A 22,056-nucleotide genomic window follows, 5' to 3' on the forward strand; every position below is an offset into this window, starting at 1 on the left:
CCTGAGTGTTTCGAAGAACGGGTCTCGGCGGCCGGTACATGGCTACCCCCCTGCACGGTCCGCTTCGTCACGGTAACGCACGGTTGGCCCATCTACGCAGGCACATGACGGGCCTCTGCCGAATGATGACGATCAGCAGCAGCCCGCCCGACAACTGGTCTACACCAGTGTGCCGTAAGTGCTGCGGCAGCCAAAACGGGCCGGTCAGGGAGGACGCCGATGAGCGTGAGCATCTCCAAAGCAGCGCCACAGCCCAATTGGCGGAACAACCTGTTCCAAGGGCTGCAGAAGATGGGGCGCAGCCTGCAGCTCCCGATCGCCGTGCTGCCCGCGGCGGGCATCCTGCTGCGGCTCGGGCAGCCGGACGTCTTCGGCGAGGACGGCCTGCGGTGGACGGACGTCGCCAAGGTGATGGCGGGTGCGGGCGGGGCGTTGCTCGACCCCGATCTCGGTCTGCCGCTCCTCTTCTGCATCGGTGTCGCCATCGGCATGGCGAAGAAGGCGGACGGTTCGACGGCCCTCGCGGCCACGGCGGGGTTCCTCGTCTACCGGGGGGTGTTGCACGCGTTCCAGAAGGCCTGCCCGGAGGGGACCAAGGACATCGGGGGCGGCTGCCTGGGGCCGAACGACACCTTCGTGGCGTACACGTACCAGAATCCCGGGGTCTTCGGCGGCATCATCATGGGGCTGCTGGCGGCCTATTTCTGGCAGCGGTACCACCGGGTGAAGCTGGTGGACTGGCTCGGCTTCTTCAACGGCCGGCGGCTGGTCCCGATCGTCATGTCCTTCGTCGCGATCGCGTTCGCCGCGCTCTGCCTGTGGGTCTGGCCGCCGGTCGGGGACGCGCTGGAGAGCTTCTCCGACTGGCTGCGGGGGCTCGGTGCCTGGGGCGGTGGCATTTTCGGCGTCGCGAACCGCGCGCTGCTGGTGATCGGCCTGCACCAGTTCCTGAACGTGCCGATCTGGTTCCAGTTCGGGTCGTACACGGCGCCGGACGGTCAGACGTACCACGGCGACATCAACATGTTCCTGCACGGCGACCCGACCGCAGGCCTGTTCCTGACCGGTTTCTTCCCGATCATGATGTTCGCGCTGCCGGCAGCGGCGCTGGCGATCACGCACTGCGCGAAGCCGCAGCGGCGCAAGGAGGTCGGGGGGTTGATGCTGTCGGTGGCCCTGACGTCGTTCGTCACCGGGATCACGGAGCCGCTGGAGTACTCCTTCCTCTTCGTCGCGCCCGCGCTGTACGCGGTGCACGCGGTGCTGACGGGTGTGTCCATGGCGGTGTCGTGGGCGCTGGGGGTCAAGGACGGCTTCAGCTTCTCGGCGGGCCTGATCGACTACGTCATCAACTGGCACCTGGCGACGAAGCCCTGGCTGATCGTTCCGATCGGCCTGTGCTTCGCGCTCGTCTATTACGTGGTGTTCCGTTTCGCGATCACGAAGTTCGACCTGGCGACGCCCGGCCGGGAGTCGGACGAGGAGATCGCGGCGATGGAGTCGGAGACCACCAAGGCCTGAGCCCGGCCGGCCCGGCCGACCCGGTCCCCGCAGGGTTACCGTACGGTCCGTCAAGGGCCTCCGGATCACGATCCGGGGGCCCTTCGACATCCCCCGGGGGATGTGATCCAGGCCACAGGAAATCGAAGGTTCCTTATCTAACCCTCACCGTGTTACAACTGGTCTACACCATGAATTGGTGTAGACCACGACCGCTTCCCCCGGCGGCGTGTCCCCCTTTCTGAGACGTCGCCGTCCCTCTTGGTCCCACCCCCTTGGCGGCGCCTTGCTCCCCCCGGAGGAAGTTATGAGTACGGCTACTGACGCCGCTGCGCCGCCCGCCAAGAAGCGGGGATCCGGCCTGATCCAGGGTCTGCAGAAGGTCGGCCGCAGCCTCCAGCTGCCCATCGCCGTCCTGCCCGCCGCGGGCATCCTGCTGCGTCTGGGTCAGCCCGACGTCTTCGGCAAGGACGGTCTCGGCTGGGGCAAGGTCGCCACGGTGTTCGCCACCGCCGGTGACGCCGTCTTCAACAACCTGCCGCTGCTGTTCTGCATCGGTGTCGCCATCGGCTTCGCCAAGAAGGCCGACGGTTCCACCGCCCTCGCGGCCCTCGTCGGCTTCCTCGTCTACAAGAACGTGCTCACCGCGTTCCCGGTGCACGAGGCCATCATCAACACCACCGAGAACAACGGTGTCGACATCCCGGCGGTGTACAACAACCCCGGTGTCCTCGGCGGCATCATCATGGGTCTGCTCACCGCGGTCCTGTGGCAGCGCTACCACCGCACCAAGCTGGTGGACTGGCTCGGCTTCTTCAACGGCCGCCGGCTCGTCCCGATCATCATGGCCTTCGTCGGCGTCATCGCCGGTGTGTTCTTCGGCCTGGTGTGGGAGCCGATCGGCGAGGTCATCTCCAACTTCGGTGAGTGGATGACGGGGCTGGGCGCCGCGGGCGCCGGCATCTTCGGTGTCATCAACCGCGCGCTGATCCCGATCGGCATGCACCAGTTCGTCAACACCGTCGCCTGGTTCCAGATCGGTGACTTCACCAACGCCGCCGGCGAGGTCGTCCACGGTGACCTGAACCGCTTCTTCGCCGGTGACCCGGACGCCGGTCTCTTCATGACGGGCTTCTTCCCGATCATGATGTTCGGCCTCCCGGCCGCCGCCCTGGCCATCGCCCACACCGCCCGCCCGGAGCGCCGCAAGGCCGTCACCGGCATGATGGTCTCGCTCGCCCTCACCTCGTTCGTCACGGGTGTCACCGAGCCCATCGAGTTCTCGTTCATGTTCATCGCGCCGGTGCTCTACGCGATCCACGCCGTCCTGACCGCGCTCTCCATGGCGATCACCTGGGCCCTCGGCGTCCACGCGGGCTTCACCTTCTCCGCCGGTCTGATCGACCTGGGTCTCGGCTGGAGCAAGGCGACCAACCCATGGATGATCATCCCGGTCGGTCTGGTCTTCGGAGCGGTCTACTACTTCGGATTCCGCTTCGCGATCGTCAAGTTCAACCTCCCGACGCCGGGCCGCGAGTCCGACGAGGAGCTGGCCGAGATGGCCAAGGCGGACGCCAAGTAGGCCCCGCAGGACCGAAGAAGCCCCCGCTCTCCCGGAAGGGAGGGCGGGGGCTTCTCGCTGTCACGGAGGGGGCGCGGCGCTTCCCCGGCGGGGTCGCGGCCGGGGCGCGGCCTCGCGCGCGGCCCGGGAGCGCCGCCGGGGGGTCAGACCTCGTATACCGCGCCGGAGTACGCCAGGTCGACCGGGCCGTCGTAGACCGCGCGGGCGTCGGCGATGTTCTGCGCGGGGTCGGTCCACGGCGGGATGTGGGTGAGGACGAGCCGGCCCACACGGCTGCCGTGCGCGTACTCGCCCGCCTCGCGGCCGTTGAGGTGGAGGCCCGGGATGTCCTCCTTGCCGTGCGTGAAGGAGGACTCGCACAGGAAGAGGTCGGTGCCGTCGGCGAGCAGGCCCAGCTCGGGGCAGGTTCCGGTGTCCCCGGAGTACGTGAGCGAGCGGCCGCCGTGCTCGATGCGGATGCCGTACGCCTCGACGGGGTGGGAGACCCGCTCGGTGCGGACCTGGAACGGGCCGATCTCGAAGGTCCCGGACTTCAGCGTGCGGAAGTCGAAGACCTCGCTCATCGAGCGCTCGTCGGGGACGTCGTCGTAAGCGGTGGTCAGGCGGCGTTCGGTGCCCTCGGGCCCGTAGACGGGGATGGTGCCGCAGCGGCCGCCCTCGTGCCGGTAGTAGCGGGCGACGAAGTACGCGCACATGTCGATGCAGTGGTCGGCGTGCAGGTGGCTCAGGAAGATCGCGTCGAGGTCGTAGAGGCCGATGTGGCGCTGGAGATCGCCGAGGGCGCCGTTGCCCATGTCGAGGAGCAGGTGGAAGCCGTCGGCCTCGACGAGGTAGCTCGAACAGGCCGATTCCGCGGACGGGAACGACCCCGAACAGCCGACGACGGTGAGCTTCATGGAGCGTGAACCTCCGAGGACGGTCCGTGGACGGAATGCGGGCCGTGCGTGCGTCGAGCGTAAGGCGCGAAACGTCCGGTCGCTCCTCCGCAGCAGGCCGTTGTGGGGGGAATCACCTGCGCTGTCACCCGGGGGAGCGACGGTGGGCACGGGCGTTGCCATGCCGGGGCGTTCCCGCACGGCTACGGTCGAAACATGGACACGTCCTGGTGGCCCGCGGTGGCCGCGGTGGTGGCCGTGGCACTGCTGGTGCTGGTCGCCGGGGGCCGGTCCGGGCTGCCCCGCCGGGCCCCGCCGGCGCACGGGACCGGTCCGCCGCCGCAGCCGCGGGCGGGCGAGCTGTGGGGCCTGGCCGACGGCCGTACGTGCCTGGTCCTCGCGGTGGGGTCGGTACGGGGCCACCGGGCGCGGGTCGCGTGGATCACCGGGAAGTACGACGACCGGCGGGCCGGGGTGATCCCGCTGCCCCCGGGGACGGTCGGGGCTCAGGGCCGGGTGAGCTTCCTGGAGGCGGACCGGCCGGCGGAGGTGTCGCTGTGGGAGTTCCGCACCCGGATGGGGATGCTGGACCCTGCGGTGTGGGACGAGATCAAGGGGCTGGGAGGCGCGCGGTGACGCGGGAACCGGTGATCCGCCTGCGGCGGGTGTACGACCCGCCGGACCCGGCGGCGGACGGGGTACGGGTCCTGGTGGACCGGCTCTGGCCGCGGGGCCTGGCGAAGGCGGTGGCCGGGGTGGACGAGTGGCCGAAGGCGGTGACGCCGTCGGCGGAGCTGCGGAAGTGGTTCCACGACGGGGGTTCGGCGCGGGAGTTCCGGCAGCGGTACGAGGCGGAGCTGGCGGAGCCGGGGGCGGTGGCGGAGCTCGGACGCCTGCGGTCTTTGGCCGAGGCGGGCCCGCTCACCCTCCTGACCGCGGTCAAGGACCCGGCCTCCAGCCACGCGGCCGTGCTCGCGGAGCTGCTGTCCGACTAGCGGTGCGGCGCCGCTGCACGGGGCTCCGCCCCGGACCCCGCGCCTCAAACGCCGGCGAGGCTGACAGATTCAGCCGCGCCGGCGTTTGAGGCGCGGGCAGGGGCTACGCCCAGAGTTGGCCCTGGAGGACCTCGATCGCTTCCTCGGTGGTCGCGGCCGTGTAGACGCCCGTCGACAGGTACTTCCAGCCGCCGTCGGCCACGACGAAGACGATGTCGGCGGATTCGCCCGCGGCCACCGCCTTGCGGCCGACGCCGATCGCCGCGTGCAGGGCGGCTCCCGTGGAGACGCCCGCGAAGATCCCCTCCTGCTGGAGGAGCTCCCGCGTCCGCGTCACCGCGTCCGCGGAGCCCACCGAGAATCGGGTGGTGAGCACGGAGGCGTCGTAGAGCTCCGGGACGAAGCCCTCGTCCAGGTTGCGCAGCCCGTAGACCAGGTCGTCGTAGCGCGGCTCGGCCGCGACGATCTTGATGCCCGCCACGTGTTCGCGCAGGTAGCGGCCGACGCCCATGAGGGTGCCGGTGGTGCCCAGGCCCGCCACGAAGTGGGTGATGGAGGGCAGGTCCGCGAGGATCTCCGGGCCCGTGGTGGCGTAGTGGGCGCCCGCGTTGTCCGGGTTGCCGTACTGGTAGAGCATCACCCAGTCGGGGTGCTCGGCGGCCAGTTCCTTGGCCACCCGGACGGCCGTGTTCGAGCCGCCGGCGGCCGGCGACGAGATGATCTCGGCTCCCCACATGGCCAGCAGGTCACGCCGCTCCTGGCTGGTGTTCTCCGGCATCACGCACACGATGCGGTAGCCCTTGAGCTTGGCCGCCATCGCCAGCGAGATGCCGGTGTTGCCCGAGGTGGGCTCCAGGATGGTGCAGCCGGGGTGGAGCCGGCCGTCCTTCTCCGCCTGCTCGACCATGTGGAGCGCGGGACGGTCCTTGATCGAGCCGGTCGGGTTGCGGTCCTCCAGCTTCGCCCAGATGCGGACGTCGTCCGAGGGCGACAGCCGGGGCAGCCGGACCAGCGGCGTGTTGCCGACCGCGGCCAGCGGGGAGTCGTAGCGCATTACTTCGATCCGCCGGCCACGGCCGGGAGGATGGTGACGCTGTCGCCGTCCTTGAGGGCGGTGGAGATGCCGTCGAGGAAGCGGACGTCCTCGTCGTTGAGGTAGACGTTGACGAAGCGGCGGAGCTGGCCGCCGTCGACAATGCGCTCCTCGATGCCCTTGTGACGGGTCTCCAGGTCCGCGAAGAGGTCGGCGAGGGTCGCGCCCTCACCGGAGACGGCCTTCTCGCCTTCGGTGTAGGTGCGGAGGATGGTGGGGATGCGGACCTCGATGGCCATGGCTGTCTCCAGTCGTCTGGGAGTGCGTGAGAAGCGTGGGAAGGTGCGGCGCGCGGTTCGTCGGCCCCCCGCGCGGAAGGGCTCTGGTGCTCAGAGCGCAGGACAGATGGCGCTGGCGAGGCGGCACAGGTCGACGTGCAGCCGCGCCACGAGCAGCAGCCTGCCGGGCGTCTCGATGCTCACGTCGTGGGAAACCATGCGGTCATGTTAACGATTCCCGGTCCCCCGTTTGGAGTGTGATCCCGCATCGTGGATGCCCAACGCTCACATACTGGTCAGTAGGCGTCGACGACCTGCACTTCTTCCTCCGTGATCACTCCGTCGACGATCCGGTACGAACGGAACTGGAACTCCCCGAGGCCGTCCTCGTCCGCCGTGGAGACGAGCACGTAGTGCGCGCCGGGCTCGTTCGCGTACGTGACGTCGGTGCGCGAGGGGTACGCCTCGGTCGCGGTGTGCGAGTGGTAGACGATCACCGGCTCCTCGTCGCGGTCGTCCAGATCGCGGTAGAGCTTCAGCAGATCCTTCGAGTCGAACTCGTAGAACGTGGGCGAGCGGGCCGCGTTGAGCATCGGGACGAAGCGCTCGGGGCGGTCGGTGCCCGCCGGGCCGGCCACGACACCGCACGCCTCGTCGGGGTGGTCCTTGCGGGCGTGCTCGACGATCTGGTCGTACAGGGCCTTGGTGAGGGTCAGCATGAGCGACAGGATAAACAGACGGGCCCTTCCGTACCGAGGAGTGGTACGGAAGGGCCCGAATGATGGACACGCCGCCCTGGGGGCAACGTCGTGGGGGCGCGGTTCCCGGCCGCGGCAGGCGGCCGGGACGCACGGTTCCCGGGTGTTACGAGGCCTTGGTGAAGGCCGCGCCGCGCGGGTCGCGGGACTTCATGACCAGGTAGGAGACGCCCAGGATCAGGCCCCACAGCGGAGCGCAGTACAGCGAGACGCGGGAGTCCTTGTCGGCGCCCATCATGACGATGACCATGCCGATGAAGAGCAGCGCGAACCAGCTCGTGTACGGGGCGCCGGGGGCGCGGAACGCGGACTGCGGCAGCTCGCCGCGGTCGGACTTGGCCCGGTAGCGGATCTGGCAGACCAGGATCATGATCCAGGCCCACATGCCGGAGATGGTGGCGAAGGAGACGACGTAGTCGAAGGCCTTGCCCGGGGCGACGTAGTTGATCCAGACGCCCACCAGCATCAGCGCGGCGGAGAAGGTGGTGCCCACCAGCGGGGTGCCGCTCTTGGTGAGCTTGGTGAAGACCTTCGGGCCCTGGCCGTTGACCGCGAGGTCGCGCAGCATGCGGCCGGTGGAGTACATGCCCGAGTTGCAGGAGGACAGGGCGGCGGTCAGCACGACGAAGTTGACGATCGCGGCGCCGATGCCCAGGCCCATGCGCTCGAAGGCGGCGACGAAGGGCGAGACGCCCGGCTGGAAGTGCGTCCACGGGACGACCGACAGGATCATGATCAGCGCGCCGACGTAGAAGACGGCGATGCGCCACGGCACGGTGTTGATGGCCTTGGGCAGGGTCTTCTCGGGGTCCTTGGACTCGCCGGCGGTGACGCCGACGAGCTCGACCGCGAGGAAGGCGAACATCACGATCTGCAGGGTCATCAGCGTGCCGCCGATGCCCTTGGGGAAGAAGCCGCCGTCGTTCCACAGGTTGGAGACGGTGGCGGTGTCGGCCGCGTCGGAGAAGCCGATGGTGAGGATGCCGGCGCAGATCAGGATCATGCCGACGATGGCGGTGACCTTGACCATGGAGAACCAGAACTCCAGCTCACCGAAGAGCTTCACGGAGATCAGGTTGGCGGCGTAGAGGATGACCGTGAAGATCAGCGCGTAGGCCCACTGCGGGAAGCTGTCGTGGGTCCAGTACGACATGTACTGCGCGGCCGCCGTGACCTCGGTGATGCCGGTGACCACCCAGAACAGCCAGTACGTCCAGCCGGTGACGTAGCCCCAGAACGGGCCCAGGAACTCGCGGGCGTAGTCCGAGAAGGAGCCGGAGACGGGCCGGTACATGAGCAGCTCGCCCAGGGCCCGCATGATGAAGAAGATGACGAGGCCGGCGATGGCGTACGCCAGGATCAGGCTCGGGCCCGCCTTGGAGATCGCCTTGCCCGCGCCCAGGAACAGGCCGGTGCCGATGGCCCCGCCGATCGCGATCATCTGGATCTGACGGGCGCCGAGCGTGCGGTGGTAACCCTCGCCGCCCTCGCCCTGTCCGCCCTCGCCGGGCGTCTTGTCGTGCTGCTCGACCTGCACAGAGGTCATGTCTGGTGCGCCTTTCTCCACGCCGACCCGCGCCGTCGTTGGCTGCGGATCGGGTCCTCGATCCCCCCGGATACGGATGGAGTTGCACGCCGGCGGTCAGCCGGTCCAAGCGAGCCGGGAGACATGGGTGGCGTCCCGTCGGCGATCGTGAAGATTTATCACGTGCTTACGGCCGCCCGAGGGGGAGAAATGTGGCGCAGGGCATCAAAAAATCACCCCAAAGGCAGAGAAATGGATCAGATCACCGCATGGCGGTGATCTGATCGTTATCCGGATTTGAGCGTCCGCTGAGCGAACGGTGTTCCGGCTTGAGGTTTCTCAGAGGGTTTCGATCAAGGTTTCCTGGAGACCGCCGAGCCAGAGGTAGGCCATCACCATGGGCTTGCGCGGGTCCTCGTCCGGCAGCCGGAACAGCATCGCGCTCTCGTCGTCCTCGGTGATGTCGAGGCGGGCCGCGATGGTCAGGCGCAGGTCGTTGAGTGCGCCGAGCCAGCGCAGCGGCAGCTCGCCGGACAGCTCCAGCACCGCCGCACCGTCGCCGGACGGGGTGAGCCCGTCCAGGCTGCGTACGACCGCCAGCGCGTCCTCGCGCTTGCGGGCACGCAGGTCGTTCTCGGTGAAGCGGCGGAACTCCGCGGAGCGGGCCGCGAGCTCCTCGGGGGCCACGCCCTTGTCGCCGGCCCCGTCGGGGGCCCCGTACGCGTCGGGGAAGAGCCGGGCCAGCGCCGGGTCGGACGGGGGCTCGGAGGGGCCCTCGGCGAACAGCGCGGCGAGCGGGTCGGCGTCCTCGGCGGGCTCCGGCTCGCCGGGGCCGATCAGCTCCAGTAGCTGGACGGCCAGGGAGCGCAGGATCGAGATCTCGATCTCGTCGAGCGCGATGGCGGCGCCGCCGCCCTTCCGGGATTCGAAGGTGCCGCCCATCAGTTGCGGTCCTGCGAAAGGGTCGCCCACAGGCCGTAGCCGTGCATGGCCTGCACGTCGCGCTCCATTTCCTCGCGGGTGCCGCTCGAGACGACCGCCCGCCCTTTGTGATGGACGTCGAGCATCAGCTTGTGCGCCACGTCCTTCGAGTAGCCGAAGTACGCCTGGAACACGTACGCCACGTAGCTCATGAGGTTGACCGGGTCGTTGTGCACCAGGGTCACCCAGGGGACGTCGGGTTCGGGGACCGCGAAGGTCTCTTCGGCGGATTCGGTGCGTTCGATCTCAATGGGAGCAACACTCACTCGTCCCATGCTGCCACCTCGACCGCACCCACGCCCAAACAGGGGCCGCACGGCCCGGTCCGGCAATCCCCGCCTACATCTCGTCACTTTGACGAAATGTGCGCTAGCATCCCAGCCATGAACCCTGCGGACCTGGGCCTGCCGGTGGACGTGCCGTCGACAGCGCTCTTCACGGACCATTACGAGCTCACGATGCTGCAGGCCGCCCTGGCCAACGGCACCGCCGACCGACGCTCGGTCTTCGAGGTGTTCACCCGCCGGCTGCCCGAGGGGCGCCGCTACGGAGTGATCGCCGGAACCGGGCGGGTGCTGGACGCGGTGGAGAACTTCCGCTTCGACGGCGCGGTGCTGGAATTCCTGCGCGAGCGGGCCGTCGTCGACATGCGGACGCTGGACTGGCTGGCCTCGTACCGCTTCTCCGGCGACATCTGGGGCTACCAGGAGGGGGAGGTCTACTTCCCCGGCTCCCCCGTCCTGCGGGTGGAGGGCAGCTTCGCCGAGTGCGTGCTGCTGGAGACCGTGATCCTGTCGATCCTGAACCACGACTCGGCCATCGCCGCGGCCGCCTCCCGGATGTCCTCGGCGGCGGGCGCACGCCCGCTGATCGAGATGGGCGCCCGGCGCACGCACGAGCTGGCGGCCGTCGCCGCGTCGCGGGCCGCGTACGTGGGCGGCTTCACCTCTACCTCGGACCTGGCGGCCGGATTCCGGTACGGCATCCCGACGGTCGGCACGAGCGCGCACGCCTTCACCCTGGTCCACGACAGCGAGCGGGACGCCTTCACGGCGCAGGTGGACTCACTGGGGCGGGGCACCACCCTGCTGGTGGACACCTACGACGTGGCCGAGGCCGTCCGTACCGCCGTCGAGGTGGCGGGCACCGACCTGGGCGCGGTGCGGATCGACTCCGGAGACCTGCTGCTGGTGGCGCACCGGGTGCGGCAGCAGCTCGACGAGCTGGGCGCGACCTCGACGAAGATCGTGGTCACCTCGGACCTCGACGAGTACGCCATCGCCTCGCTGGCGGCGGCGCCGGTGGACGCGTACGGCGTGGGCACCCAGCTGGTGACCGGCAGCGGGCACCCGACGTGCTCGATGGTCTACAAGCTGGTGGCGCGGGCCACCTCGGCGGACCCGAAGGCGGCGCTGGCCCCGGTGGCCAAGAAGTCCACGGGAGGCAAGACCTCCATCGGCGGCCGCAAGTGGGCGGCCCGCCGCCAGGACGCCGACGGCGTCGCGGAGGCGGAGGTGATCGGCGTGGGGCCCGTCCCCGCCGCCCTGGCCGACCACCAGCTCCTGACCCAGCTGGTCAAGGCCGGCGAGGTGGTCGCCCGCGAGCCGCTGGAGGCCGCCCGGGACCGCCACCGCGCTGCGCGCGCGAGCCTGCCGCTGTCCGCGACGCAGCTGTCGCGGGGCGAGGCCGTGATCCCGACGGAGTACGTCTGACCCTGCGGGCCTGACTCCCGGGTCCCTGCCCCGGACCCGCGCCTCAATCGCCGGCGGGGCTGACCTTGCACCGGTCCGGCCCGCGCGGCGCCGTTGCGGGGGCTCCGCCCCCGAGCCCCCGCGCCTCAATCGCCGGCGGGGCTGTTTCGAGGGGCGGAGCGCCGTAGGGGGTCTGGGGCGGCTCCCCAGTTTCGGGAAGGGGCGGGGTGGGGGAAGAGCCCCCCGCAGGGCCCGCCGCAGCACACCATCAAGCCGAAGGGCACGCGAAATGCACCGCGCACTGATCGTCGTCGACGTACAGAACGACTTCTGCGAGGGCGGCAGCCTCGCGGTCACCGGCGGAGCCGACGTCGCCGCCGCCGTCACCGAGTACATCGGCCAGGCCACGCCCGCGTACCGGCACGTCGTCGCCACCCGCGACCACCACGTCGACCCCGGGTCGCACTTCGCGCACCCGCCGGCCGAGCCGGACTACGAGACCTCCTGGCCCGTCCACTGCGTCGCCGGGACCGAGGGCGTGGGCTTCCACCCGAACTTCGCCCCCGCCGTGGCCTCGGGAGCCGTCTCCGCCGTCTTCGACAAGGGCGCGTACGAGGCCGCGTACAGCGGTTTCGAGGGCGCCGACGAGAACGGGACGACGCTCGGCCAGTGGCTGCGGGACCGGCACGTGACCGAGGTGGACGTGGTCGGGATCGCCACCGACCACTGCGTGAAGGCCACCGCGCTCGACGCCTCGCGCGCCGGCTTCACCGCCCGCGTCCTGCTGGACCTGACCGCCGCCGTGGCCCCGCACACGACCGCACGGGCCCTGGACGAGCTCCGTGCGGCCGGTGTGACCCTCGTCGGCGGTCAGGCCGGCCAGGGCGCGGTCTAGACGCCCCTAGGTACCCAGCAGGGCCCGGATGGGGTGCCAGAGCTCCTGCGCCCGGTCCGGGGCCCCGCGCCACAGCAGGCCGTCCGGATGGTGGAGGACGGCCGTGACCTCGTCCGGGGTCGGCGGGTGCGCGTTGCCCCGCAGGTACACGGCCCGCATGCCGAGGTTCCGCAGCCTGGTCAGGGCGCGGGCCCGGTTCGCGGCGTGCACCAGCACCCGGACATTTCCACCTTCTCCGGTCGGCCTCGGCAGTGTGAGCGCAACCACCACACTGCCGCCCGGCAATCTCACGAAACCGCCGCCTGGCATCGCTGTCATCTCCCCCGTCAATAAGAAACTCGTACCGGGCATCTAAACGCGAACGGCCGCCGCCCGCTAGAGGGCGACGGCCGATCATGCTTTGACCTGCGGTTTTACCGAGTTACTTCGAGGAGGGGCCGACCTCGACGGTCATGACCTCACCGTCGTAGGTCTCCTTCAGGATCTTGATCTTGGTGTTGGTGTCAGTGACCTTCACCGATCCGGTCGGGTTCTCGTCGTAGTAGTACTTGCCCTTGTGGTCGTCGAAGACCAGGTTGGCGGGCTTCGGCTTCAGGAACAGCGACTCGCCGTTCTTGTGCAGCGTGAACGCATCCGTCGAGTACGCGCTGAAGGTGGCGTCGTACGGCTGGACCTTGTTACGCAGCAGGGTGCCGTCCGCCCACTTCATGGGCTTGGCGTTGGCGTCGATCGGCAGGATCAGACCCTGGCCCGGGTGGACGCTGGTGTTGTTGTCCTTCTGGCTGGTGTCCCACTGCCAGATGAGCAGACCGTCCTGGTACGGGTAGTGCTCGACCCAGTCCGGCTTGGTGTTGCCGAAGCCGAAGTTGTACGGGCCCACCTTGAGGGTGGAGTCGTACGAGACGTAGCGGCGGTTCTCGGCGATGTAGCGCTGCGCGTACTCCTTGGAGAAGTCGGCGCCGATGCGCGAGAAGCCCTTGCCGGTCCAGCCGTTGTCGCCGTTCTCGGCGCCGTCGGTGAACAGCGCGGAGCCGTCCGCGGTCAGGGAGATGGCATCGGCCGTGAAGCCCTTGCCGCCCGCGCCGCCGTCCGTCTGGTAACGGAAGCGGAGGTCGACCTTCTTGCCCGCGTAGGCGTCGAGCGGGAAGTTCAGGTTCTTCCAGGCACCCGAGACACCGGTGAGCGACGGGCTGCCGGAGGCGTCGGCCGGGATGGCCGTGCCGTCGGCGGTGCCGGCGAGGGCGGTCCAGGTGGCGCCGCCGTCGGTGGACACCTCGGTGTAGAGGTAGTCGTAGTCGGCCTCGATGTCCCACCAGCCCTTGAGGGACAGGGCGGCGGACTTCTTGCCGGTCAGGTCGACCGAGCGGGTCAGGGTGTTCTTGAGGTCGTCACCCATGTTGCTCCACCACTGGGTGGAGCCCTCGGCCGGCTTGACGACCTCGGTCTTGACCTGCTTCTTCGGCAGCTCGACGACGAGCGCCTGCTTGTCCTTGGTGTTGAACTCCGCCACGCCCAGCTTGTGGGTGGACTTCGTCGCGGCCTTGGCCGTGTCGTAGTTCAGCCAGCCCAGCTGGAGCTTGTCCCAGGCGGTCATGTCGCCCGGGAGGTCGCCGATGGAGTCCTGGCCCTTGCCGAGCCAGGAACCGGCCGACATGAGGGACCAGAAGCCGACGCTGTTCTCGCCGCCACCGGTGGTGTCGTAGAGGTCGGGCAGGCCGAGGTCGTGGCCGTACTCGTGCGCGAAGACGCCGAGGCCGCCGTTCTCGGGCTGCATCGTGTAGTCGCCGACCCAGATGCCCGTGTTGCCGATCTGGGTACCGCCGGCCTTGTTGTTGTCCGGGCCGGTCTTGCCCGCCGCGGTGCCGTAGGCGTACCAGCGGTGCGCCCACAGCGCGGTCGTGCCCTGAACGCCGCCACCGGCCGACTCGTCCTCGCCCGCGTGGACGATCTGGAAGTGGTCGATGTAGCCGTCGGGCTCGTTGAAGTTGCCGTCGTTGTCGAAGTCGTAGCGGTCCCACTGGTCGTACTGGGACAGCTGCGCCTTGATCTGCGCGTCGGTCTTGCCGGCCTTCTTCTGGGCCTCCGACCATGCGGTGACGCCGTCCTTGACGGTGTCCCACACGTTGGAGCAGTTGGTCTGGCCGCAGTAGTTGGAGCCGTAACGGCCCTCGTTGTACGGGACCTTGACCCAGTCGGCGACCTCGCCCTCGACCGAGTAGCGGCCCGAGGAGGTCTTCTCGTAGTAGGTCTTCAGCGAGTCCTTGCCCTGACCCGTGGCGAAGTACAGGTCCTGGAAGTACTCACGGCTGAAGTCCTTGCGCCAGGCGGTGCTGTTGTCCTTGGCACGGTCCGGCTGGGCGATCGTGTTGTGCAGCGGACCGGGGGTACCGCCGTACTTGGGGACCTCGGGCTTGGGGCCCGGGCCGTCCGGGTCGAACATGGTGGTGTTGTCGACCTGGTCGCCGAACTCGACGAGGATCGTGAAGATCTTGTCGGTCTTCTCACGGCCGAGCTCGACGTACTTCTTGTCGTCGAGCTTGACGACCTTGGAGGCGCCGCGCTGCTCGACGCCCTTCTTGCCGGTCAGGACCTGGTCCAGGGCGGCAGCGCGCTGCTTGGCCTGCTGGTCGCTGAAGGGGCCCTTGAGGTCGTGCTCGACGACCTTGGCAGGCGCGGTCGGGTCCTGCCGGTCGGCTGCCGGGGCGCCCGGACCCTTGGTGTCGGCCTGGGCCGCGGCAACACTGAAGAAGGTGGCGCTCGTCGCACAAGCGGCCATGGTCACGGTGACAGCGGCAGCGCGTATCGCACGCCGTCTGGCGGAATTGCTGGTCACTTGATGTCGTTCCCCTCCCGCGGCCGCAACGTTGGTCGGAACTTCTCCATAGGAGCGGGGGGTTCCGCGCGGCGCGCGTCTCAAGTGACGACATTTGACCGGAGGGAAGCAAGAAAAGACAGACCTTGACTTGACCCTTACAACTGCACTATGCGGTCAGGGAGTTCCGCTATCCGGACGTTCCACAGCCATACGGGGCGAAGGGCCCTTCCCGACCCCGCGAGAGGTCCGTCCCGTCCCCGTTTCTCCCCCCTGCCGTCGCCCGGAAAATGATCCCGTGCGCCCCCTGTGCTCCGGCACCGTGTGTTAGGTCACGCTTACCGGCGGTCCGAGTGGGCATCTCCCGTCATAGAGTCACTTGACGCGCGAACTGGTTGAGCCGACTCCCCCTCCCCTCACCGAGGACGGATACCGCCATGCCGCGTCCGACTGCCGCACAGCTCGCGTACGGGTCCGCCACGGTCGTCGTGTCGACGATCGCCATGCTGTTGCTCTCGCAGACGAGCACCGGGCTCGGCGTCGCGGTCATCTCCGCCGCCGCGCTCGCCCTGGGTCTGCTCGTCGCGCTCACCGTGCCCATCCCGCGGCGCCGTGGCCGCCATGCGGCGCGTACGGGGTCCTCCGCGGCCGCCGGGGCCCCCGCGGCCCAGGAGGGCGCGACAGGGGCCGCCCGGGTGCCCGAGCCCCGGACGGCGCCGGCCGAACACCCCGTACATCACTGACGGTTGACGCCCGACGCGACGCGGGCGGCCTCCCCGGAGGGATGGCCGCCCGCGTGGCGATGCGTCATGTCTGAATCTAGCCGGTGGCCTGGACCACCACGGTCTTGGCGACCTTGTCGTGCAGGCCCTGCTTGTACGGCTTGTCGACCAGGATCGAGACGACCAGCGCGATCGGCCACAGGCAGGCGCAGCAGATCAGGGTCGGCAGCCAGAGCACGGCGGCGCGCGACAGGGAGGCGTTGGAGTTCGGCACGCTGCCGTCGTTGAGCATCGCGACGCGCAGGCGCATCGCCTTCTTGCCGACCGTCCGGCCGTTCTTCTTGGTGAACCACCAGTCGTAGCCGACGTACGCGACGATCGAGATCAGGGTCATGATCAGGCCGCTGCCGCTGTAGGACCTGCTGACGACCTCGCTGATGTCCTCGCCCTGGTCGGTGTCGAACCGGTAGCGGTTCGTGCCGAAGGCCAGCTGGATGAGGGCCAGCGGGATGGCGATGATCACGACGTCGATGATGCGCGCGAGGAGCCGCTTGCCGAAGTCGGCGAGCGGGGGCATCCCGGCGAGCGGATCGGGCATGCCGTAGCCGCCGCTCCCGCCGTACGGGTCTCCGCCGCCGCCGTACGGGGGCGGCGGGGGCGGGTATCCCCCGCCGCCGCCCGGGCCTCCGGGCGGGCCTCCGGGCGGGGGCGGCGGACCGCCGCTGCCGGGGGGCGGCGAGCCGTACGGCGAACCACCCGACGGAGGCGTCGGTTCCTGGGGCTTCTTGAGGAACGGGTCGTCCTCGGGCGGCTGGCCCGGCGGCTGGTCGGTACTCATGGCCCGAGTCGAACCCGGCTCCGACACCCCCGCAACGGGACCGCGTCCATTCGGGGGGGAGGGGCGGGGCGCGGGCCCGGCCCGTCCGGGCGCGCTCAGCGGGCCACGTACGTCCGGGCGCGCTCAGCGGGCCACGTACGTCCGGGCCGCCTTGTCGTGCCAGGCCTGGCGGCGCGGGCGGTCCACGAGGCACCAGAGGCTGCCCGGGAGGCCGAGGAAGGCGTACACCAGCCAGCGGCGCAGGGCCGCGCCGAAGGTGGGCGGGCGCAGGGTGGCGGTGGCCAGGACCCGGACGCCCAGCAGCTTCTTGCCCGGGGTGCGGCCCCAACGGGCTGTGGGCAGCGCCTCGTAGAGGATCCCGAAGAGGAGGAGGGCGCCGAGGACCAGGCCCAGGAGGCCGGCGATGGTCCCGTCGAGGAGCCAGACGGTGGTGGTGCGGCCGCTCGCCCGGGCGGCGTCGACCTTGGCCTCGACGTGGGCGGTGGCCCCGGGGAGGAGGGGCCGCGCCACGGCCACCGCGACGGCGGCGTAGACGAGGGAGTCCAGGGCGCGGGCCAGGGCCCGGCGCGGCAGTCCGGCGGGGCGCACGGCCCGCTCGGCCATCCGCTCGAAGACCTCCCGGGGCGTACGGGCCCCGGCGGGGCGGGAGCCGGAGCCGCCCGGGCGGACCTCCTCGGACCCGCGCGGCTCCCCGCTCCGGGGCTGCGGCTGGACCTGGGGCTGGGGCTCCGCCGGGGCGGGCGCCTCGGGCCGGGCCGCGATCTTCGGGCGCACTCCGGCGGGGCGCGGCGCCCACACCTCGGGCCGGTCGGCGGCCGGGGCGGCGGGCGCGGCAGGGACGGCGGGGCGCGGTCGGGACGGTGCGGGCGCCGGAGCCGGGGTGGGCGCGGGAGCAGGAGCGGCGGCGACCGCCTCGGGCCAGGAGGAGGTGAGCCCGGACCCGCCGGCCCCGGGGGCGTCGGGCCACTCCGGGGCCGGAGCCGGGGCCGGGGCCGGAGCGGGCGCCGGGGTCTGGGCGGCCGGGGACCGCACCGACAGGATCCCGGCGGAGGCCTGCTCGGGAAGTCTCTCGGGTGCCGCCGCGGCGGCACCCGTACGGGCCAGGGAGATGCCCGCCGACCGCGGGGAAGGTTCCGGTTCCGGTTCCGGTTCGGGTTCCGGTCCGGGCTGCGGAGCAGACTGCGCGGCGGGTTCCGGATCCGGCGCGCTGCCCCACGACACGCGGTGGTCGCGGGGTCCGCCGAAGCCGGCCTGGTGCACGGGATCGGCCTGCCACACCACGGGCTCGGCGAGCACCTCGGCGGCAGGGGCGGGGGTGGGCTCCGGCAGCGCCTCGGTCATGGAGGTCTCGTCGAGGAACACCGGCCCCGTCTCGTCCGCGCGTGGGGCGTGCCCGCCGCGGACGGCGGGCGCGCGGGGCGTGGCGACGGGGACGGGCACGGCGACGGGCGCGGCCTGCGGGGCAGGTGCCGGCTGCGGGGCAGGGCGGCTCGTACCCGGTACCCAGGCCGCTCCGTTCCAGTAGCGGATGTACCCCGGGATGGACGGATCCGGGTAGAAGCCCTCGCGGGCCGCGTGCTCGCCGTCACCAGGGGAGGCCGTCATGTCCCCAACTCCGATCGTGGCTTGAGGCTTGTGCAAGGGAGGACCATAGCCAAGAACCGCCCCCCGACAGGTCCGGTAACGGGAGAATCCAAGCAAACGAGCGAACGTCACCCTGCACGATGGTTTTCGGTCAGCCGAAAGAAATCGGCCAATCTCCGGTTCGCTGCCCGAAGTCGCGTCATACCCGGGCACACTGCCGCTCTCTCCGGGTGTGGGGCCCCGTCCGGCCCCGCGCACCGAACCGAAGTGAGGCCGTCATGCACCACCCCGTCGTCGAGCGCGAGCTGGAACTGAAGCTGGTCCTGTCCCCCGAGCGCAGCATCCCCGTCCCCGCGCGGCTCCTCTACCTCACGCACGACCCGTACGCCGTCCACATCACCTTCCACACCAGCTCGAACACCCCCGTCAACTGGACGTTCGCCCGCGAACTGCTCGTCGAGGGGGTGTTCCGCCCCTGCGGCCACGGCGACGTCCGGATCTGGCCCACGAAGGTCGACAACAAGTCCGTGCTCTGCATGGCGCTCACCTCCCCCGACGGCGACGCCCTCCTGGAGGCCCCGGCGACCGCCGTGTCGGCCTGGCTGGAGCGCACGCTGCGCGTCGTTCCGCCCGGCACCGAGACCGAGCGGCTCGGCCTGGACGACGCGCTGGCCGAGCTGCTCACCCCGACCCCGGCCGACGACCTGTGGCTGCGCGACCCGTGGCCGTCGGACGAGTCGGCGGACGGGGACCTGTGATGCCGGGCGACCGCACGCCCGCCCGCCCCGCCACGCCCGCCGGCCCCGGCAGGCCCGGCCTCACCGGTCGCCCCGGCCGCCCCGGCCGCACCCGGCGCGAGGTGTCAGAAGAGCTTGCCGGGATTGAGCAGCCCGAGCGGGTCGAAGGCCTGCTTGACGGCCCGCTGCATCTGCATCCCCACCGGGCCGAGTTCGCGGGCCAGCCACTCCTTCTTCAGCACACCGACCCCGTGCTCGCCGGTGATGGTCCCGCCCAGGGAGAGGCCGAGCGCCATGATCTCGCCGAAGGACTCGCGGGCCCGCCGCGTCTCGTCCTCGTCCGCGGGGTCGAAGCAGACGATCGGGTGGGTGTTGCCGTCCCCGGCGTGCGCGCAGACCCCGATGAGCAGGTCCTGGGCGCGGGCGATGGCGGCCGTACCGTCCAGCATCTCGCCGAGCCGCGAGCGCGGTACGCACACGTCGTCGATCATCGTCGCCGGCCGCAGCGCCTCCAGCGCGGGGAAGGACATCCGGCGGGCCTGGAGCAGCAGTTCGGACTCCGCCTCGTCCTCGGCGGGGACGACGGCGGTGGCCCCGGCGGCCGTGCACAGCTCCCCCACGGCCGCGAGGTCCTCGGGGGCGTGCGGGGTGTCGAAGGCGGCCAGCAGCAGGGCCTCCGTGGCCTCGGGCAGGCCCATCTTCCCGAGGGCGTTGACGGCCCGGACGGTCGTCCGGTCCATCAGCTCCAGCAGCGAGGGGGTCAGACCCGCCTCCATGACGGCGCAGACGGCCTCGCAGGCGGCCGCGACGGAGGGGAACTCGGCGGCCAGCGCCAGCTGCCGGGGCGGCGCCGGGCGCAGGGCGAGGACGGCCTGGACGACCACGCCCAGGCTGCCCTCGGAGCCCACGAAGAGCCGGGTGAGGTCGTAGCCCGCCACGCCCTTGGCGGTACGCCGGCCCGTGCGCAGCAGCCGACCGTCGGCCAGGACCACGTCGAGGCCGAGCACGTACTCGGCGGTGACCCCGTACTTGACGCAGCACAGGCCGCCCGAGGCGGTGCCGATGTTGCCGCCGATGGTGCACTGCTCCCAGCTGGAGGGGTCGGGCGGGTAGTACAGGCCCTGTTCGGCGACGGCCCGTGAGAGCACGGCGTTGACCACGCCCGGCTCGACCACGGCGATCCGGTCGACGGCGCTGATCTCCAGGATCCGGTCCATCTTGACGAGCGAGAGCACGATGCAGCCGTCGGAGGCGTTGGCTCCGCCCGACAGGCCCGTCCGGGCGCCCTGCGGGACCACCGGGATCCGCAGGGCCGTGGCGGTGCGCAGGACGTGCTGGACCTGTTCCACGGTCCGGGGCAGGACGACGGCGGCCGGCGTGCCGGCGGCGCAGAAGCTGGCCATGTCGGTGGCGTAGGAGGTGGTCACCTGGGGATCGGTGAGCAGGGCCTCGGCGGGGAGCCCTTCGAGCAGGCCGGCCCGCAGACGTGCGAAGAGATCGTCATCCATGGGACCAGCGTGGCAGCCGGGGCCATCGGTGTGAACACGACCGCGCTCCCCTTCGGACACCTCGGCGAGCTCTTCATATTGACGCACAGTGACCCCATGGACCGTATCGACGAGGAATCGCAGACGCCGGCGCCGCCCGTGACCTTCACCGGCCGCAAGACGCTCGTGGCGGCCGCGGTCGCCGTGGTCCTGATCGCCGGGGCCCTGCTGATCCGGCCTGCCAGGACCGGTGACGACGCCCGTCCGCCGGAGCCGGGCGAGCGCGCCGCGTCGGCGGTGGGCATGGGCGCGCCCGCCGCGGTGGTGGACCTGACGGCGCTGGTGGCGGACCGGGAGAAGTGGCTCGCGGCGCATCCGGACGACGAGGCCTCCTGGGCCGTGCTCGGCTCCGCGTACCTCGAACAGGCGCGGCGGACGGCCGATTCCGGCTGGTTCCCGAAGGCGGAGAAGGCCCTGAAACGCTCGCTGGAGGTCCGCCCGGCCGAGAAGGGCAACTTCGACGCGATGACGGGCATGGGAGCGCTGGCCAATGCCCGGCGGGACTTCGGGACGGCTCGCAAGTGGGGCGAGCTCGTACGGGCGCAGGCGCCCAAGCGGTGGACGGCGTACCCGGTGCTGGTGGACGCGTACACCGGGCTCGGCGACTACAAGGGCGCGCAGAAGGCGATGGAGCTGCTGCTGGACATCCGGCCGGGGCTGGCTGCGTACGTCAGGGCCTCGCAGGTCTACCGGGACCGCGGCTGGCGCGAGGACGCCGTGGTGGCGATGGAGCACGCGGCGGGCGCGGCGAAGGGCCCGGCGGAGAAGGCGTACGCGCTGTTCCGCCTCGGGGAGCTGTCGTGGGAGCGCGGCGACGCGGCAGAGGCGCTGCGACAGTACGAGGGCGCGCTGCGGACGGATCCGGCGCAGGCGGAGGCCCTCGGCGGCCGGGCCCGCGCGCTGGCCGCTCTGGGGCGCGGCGGGGAGGCGGTACGGGACTACCGGCTGGCACTGGGCCGGTCGGCGGTGCCGCAGCTGGCGCGCGAGCTCGGTGAACTGCTGGACTCGCTGGGCCGGGGTCCGGAGGCGCGCACCCAGTACGAGGCGCTGACGACGATGGTGGCCCGGGACAGCCGGAATGGGGTCGACGACGCGGTGCTCCTCGGCCTGTACGAGGCGGACCACGGCGATGCGGCGGCGGCCGTGCGGCGCCTGTCGCAGGAGTGGTCGCGGCACAAGAGCGTGCAGGTCGCGGACGCGCTGGGGTGGGCGCTGCACCAGACCGGCGAGGACGCGGCGGCGCTGGAGTACGCGAAGAAGGCCACGGAGCCGGGGCTGCGCAGCGCCGACTTCGCCTTCCACCGGGCGATGATCGAACGCGGCCTCGGTGACGAGGAGGCGGCCCGCCGCCACTTCCAGGAGGCGATGCGGACGAATCCGCACTTCTCGCCGCTGCGCGGGCCGGTGGCGAAGGAGGCCCTGGCGGCGATCGCGCAGCCGCCGCCGGGGGGCCCGGAGAACATCCGGCCGACCGCTCCGTGGGTGGAGCCGGAACTCCCGAAGGCCGCGAAGCCGTCCCCGAAGCCGACGGGGCGCTGAACCCCGCCCGGAGAACACGGCGGCGGGGGGGGGGGGGGGGGGGGGGGGGGGGGGGGGGGGCTGGGGGGGGGGGGGGGGGGGGGGGGGGGGGGGGGGGGGGGGGGGGTCGAGGGGGGGGGGGGGGGGGGTTTTCCCCCCCCCAAGACCCCCCCCTCCCCGGGTTA

22 protein-coding genes are annotated in these 22,056 nt (G+C 71.1%); 9 read left to right on the forward strand and 13 right to left on the reverse strand.

Annotated elements, in window-relative coordinates; translation table 11 throughout:
- Positions 1–219: 219 nt before the first annotated feature.
- Complete coding sequence (locus ACZ573_RS37400) at positions 220–1,521, forward strand: PTS transporter subunit EIIC (protein ID WP_471313185.1); 1,302 nt, start codon at positions 220–222, stop codon at positions 1,519–1,521.
- Positions 1,522–1,807: 286 nt separating this feature from the next.
- Entirely contained in the window at positions 1,808–3,082 is a 1,275-nt protein-coding gene (locus ACZ573_RS37405; protein WP_471313187.1) for a PTS transporter subunit EIIC, read from the forward strand.
- A gap of 143 nt (positions 3,083–3,225) precedes the next feature.
- On the opposite strand, the gene ACZ573_RS37410 is transcribed toward ACZ573_RS37405, so the two are convergent.
- Complete coding sequence (locus tag ACZ573_RS37410) at positions 3,226–3,978, reverse strand: MBL fold metallo-hydrolase (RefSeq protein WP_471313189.1); 753 nt, start codon at positions 3,976–3,978, stop codon at positions 3,226–3,228.
- Between the two features lie 195 nt (positions 3,979–4,173).
- On the opposite strand from ACZ573_RS37410, the gene ACZ573_RS37415 reads away from it, so the two are divergent.
- Both ACZ573_RS37415 and ACZ573_RS37420 read left to right on the forward strand, forming a co-directional pair.
- Complete coding sequence (locus ACZ573_RS37415) at positions 4,174–4,593, forward strand: hypothetical protein (protein WP_471313192.1); 420 nt, start codon at positions 4,174–4,176, stop codon at positions 4,591–4,593.
- Positions 4,590–4,952: a DUF488 domain-containing protein gene (locus ACZ573_RS37420; protein WP_471313194.1), complete on the forward strand. Its 363-nt coding sequence runs from the start codon at positions 4,590–4,592 to the stop codon at positions 4,950–4,952. The genes ACZ573_RS37415 and ACZ573_RS37420 overlap by 4 nt, the downstream gene beginning before the upstream one ends.
- Positions 4,953–5,055: 103 nt before the next feature.
- On the opposite strand, the gene ACZ573_RS37425 is transcribed toward ACZ573_RS37420, so the two are convergent.
- From ACZ573_RS37425 to clpS, 7 genes are all read right to left on the reverse strand, one after another.
- A complete protein-coding gene (locus tag ACZ573_RS37425) occupies positions 5,056–6,006 on the reverse strand; it encodes a PLP-dependent cysteine synthase family protein (RefSeq protein WP_390802615.1) in 951 nt (316 codons plus the stop codon).
- Positions 6,006–6,284, reverse strand: a complete 279-nt coding sequence (locus tag ACZ573_RS37430) for a MoaD/ThiS family protein (RefSeq protein ID WP_030010597.1) — start codon at positions 6,282–6,284, stop codon at positions 6,006–6,008. Before ACZ573_RS37430 ends, ACZ573_RS37425 begins: the two co-directional genes overlap by 1 nt.
- A 90-nt stretch (positions 6,285–6,374) precedes the next feature.
- On the reverse strand, positions 6,375–6,482 hold the full coding sequence (locus tag ACZ573_RS37435; protein ID WP_314252769.1) for a putative leader peptide: 108 nt from the start codon (positions 6,480–6,482) through the stop codon (positions 6,375–6,377).
- Between the two features lie 77 nt (positions 6,483–6,559).
- Positions 6,560–6,982, reverse strand: a complete 423-nt coding sequence (locus ACZ573_RS37440; protein ID WP_471313196.1) for a M67 family metallopeptidase — start codon at positions 6,980–6,982, stop codon at positions 6,560–6,562.
- A gap of 145 nt (positions 6,983–7,127) precedes the next feature.
- Positions 7,128–8,567 (reverse strand): amino acid permease, encoded by a 1,440-nt coding sequence (locus ACZ573_RS37445; RefSeq protein WP_471313198.1) that lies wholly within the window; start codon positions 8,565–8,567, stop codon positions 7,128–7,130.
- Between the two features lie 318 nt (positions 8,568–8,885).
- Positions 8,886–9,488, reverse strand: coding sequence for a DUF2017 domain-containing protein (locus tag ACZ573_RS37450; RefSeq protein ID WP_471313201.1), 603 nt, complete (start codon positions 9,486–9,488; stop codon positions 8,886–8,888).
- Positions 9,488–9,802 (reverse strand): ATP-dependent Clp protease adapter ClpS, encoded by a 315-nt coding sequence (clpS, locus tag ACZ573_RS37455; protein WP_052030818.1) that lies wholly within the window; start codon positions 9,800–9,802, stop codon positions 9,488–9,490. Before clpS ends, ACZ573_RS37450 begins: the two co-directional genes overlap by 1 nt.
- A gap of 108 nt (positions 9,803–9,910) precedes the next feature.
- On the opposite strand from clpS, the gene ACZ573_RS37460 reads away from it, so the two are divergent.
- A complete protein-coding gene (locus tag ACZ573_RS37460) occupies positions 9,911–11,239 on the forward strand; it encodes a nicotinate phosphoribosyltransferase (RefSeq protein ID WP_471313203.1) in 1,329 nt (442 codons plus the stop codon).
- Between the two features lie 268 nt (positions 11,240–11,507).
- Positions 11,508–12,113 carry an isochorismatase family protein gene (locus ACZ573_RS37465; protein ID WP_471313205.1) on the forward strand — a complete coding sequence of 202 codons (606 nt, stop codon included), beginning with the start codon at positions 11,508–11,510 and terminating at the stop codon, positions 12,111–12,113.
- Between the two features lie 6 nt (positions 12,114–12,119).
- Here the strand turns inward: ACZ573_RS37465 and ACZ573_RS37470 are convergent, their stop codons facing one another.
- Together ACZ573_RS37470 and ACZ573_RS37475 are read right to left on the reverse strand one after the other, a co-directional pair.
- Complete coding sequence (locus ACZ573_RS37470) at positions 12,120–12,422, reverse strand: hypothetical protein (protein ID WP_301374679.1); 303 nt, start codon at positions 12,420–12,422, stop codon at positions 12,120–12,122.
- Positions 12,423–12,534: 112 nt separating this feature from the next.
- Positions 12,535–14,889: an immune inhibitor A domain-containing protein gene (locus ACZ573_RS37475; RefSeq protein ID WP_471313224.1), complete on the reverse strand. Its 2,355-nt coding sequence runs from the start codon at positions 14,887–14,889 to the stop codon at positions 12,535–12,537.
- Between the two features lie 473 nt (positions 14,890–15,362).
- On the opposite strand from ACZ573_RS37475, the gene ACZ573_RS37480 reads away from it, so the two are divergent.
- Complete coding sequence (locus ACZ573_RS37480; protein WP_351162501.1) at positions 15,363–15,668, forward strand: hypothetical protein; 306 nt, start codon at positions 15,363–15,365, stop codon at positions 15,666–15,668.
- Positions 15,669–15,744: 76 nt separating this feature from the next.
- On the opposite strand, the gene ACZ573_RS37485 is transcribed toward ACZ573_RS37480, so the two are convergent.
- Entirely contained in the window at positions 15,745–16,485 is a 741-nt protein-coding gene (locus tag ACZ573_RS37485; RefSeq protein WP_471313208.1) for an RDD family protein, read from the reverse strand.
- A 123-nt stretch (positions 16,486–16,608) separates the two neighbouring features.
- The gene (locus tag ACZ573_RS37490; protein ID WP_471313210.1) at positions 16,609–18,090 is read right to left on the reverse strand and encodes an RDD family protein; all 1,482 of its coding nucleotides are present in this window, start codon (positions 18,088–18,090) and stop codon (positions 16,609–16,611) included.
- A gap of 257 nt (positions 18,091–18,347) precedes the next feature.
- Between ACZ573_RS37490 and ACZ573_RS37495 the strand changes: the two genes are divergently transcribed.
- Positions 18,348–18,827 carry an SsgA family sporulation/cell division regulator gene (locus ACZ573_RS37495; protein ID WP_471313212.1) on the forward strand — a complete coding sequence of 160 codons (480 nt, stop codon included), beginning with the start codon at positions 18,348–18,350 and terminating at the stop codon, positions 18,825–18,827.
- Between the two features lie 104 nt (positions 18,828–18,931).
- Here the strand turns inward: ACZ573_RS37495 and ACZ573_RS37500 are convergent, their stop codons facing one another.
- Positions 18,932–20,314: an FAD-binding oxidoreductase gene (locus tag ACZ573_RS37500; RefSeq protein WP_471313213.1), complete on the reverse strand. Its 1,383-nt coding sequence runs from the start codon at positions 20,312–20,314 to the stop codon at positions 18,932–18,934.
- A gap of 96 nt (positions 20,315–20,410) precedes the next feature.
- On the opposite strand from ACZ573_RS37500, the gene ACZ573_RS37505 reads away from it, so the two are divergent.
- The gene (locus ACZ573_RS37505) at positions 20,411–21,892 is read left to right on the forward strand and encodes a tetratricopeptide repeat protein (RefSeq protein ID WP_471313215.1); all 1,482 of its coding nucleotides are present in this window, start codon (positions 20,411–20,413) and stop codon (positions 21,890–21,892) included.
- Positions 21,893–22,056 lie beyond the last annotated feature (164 nt).

Source organism: Streptomyces sp. NPDC040545 (assembly GCF_055595065.1).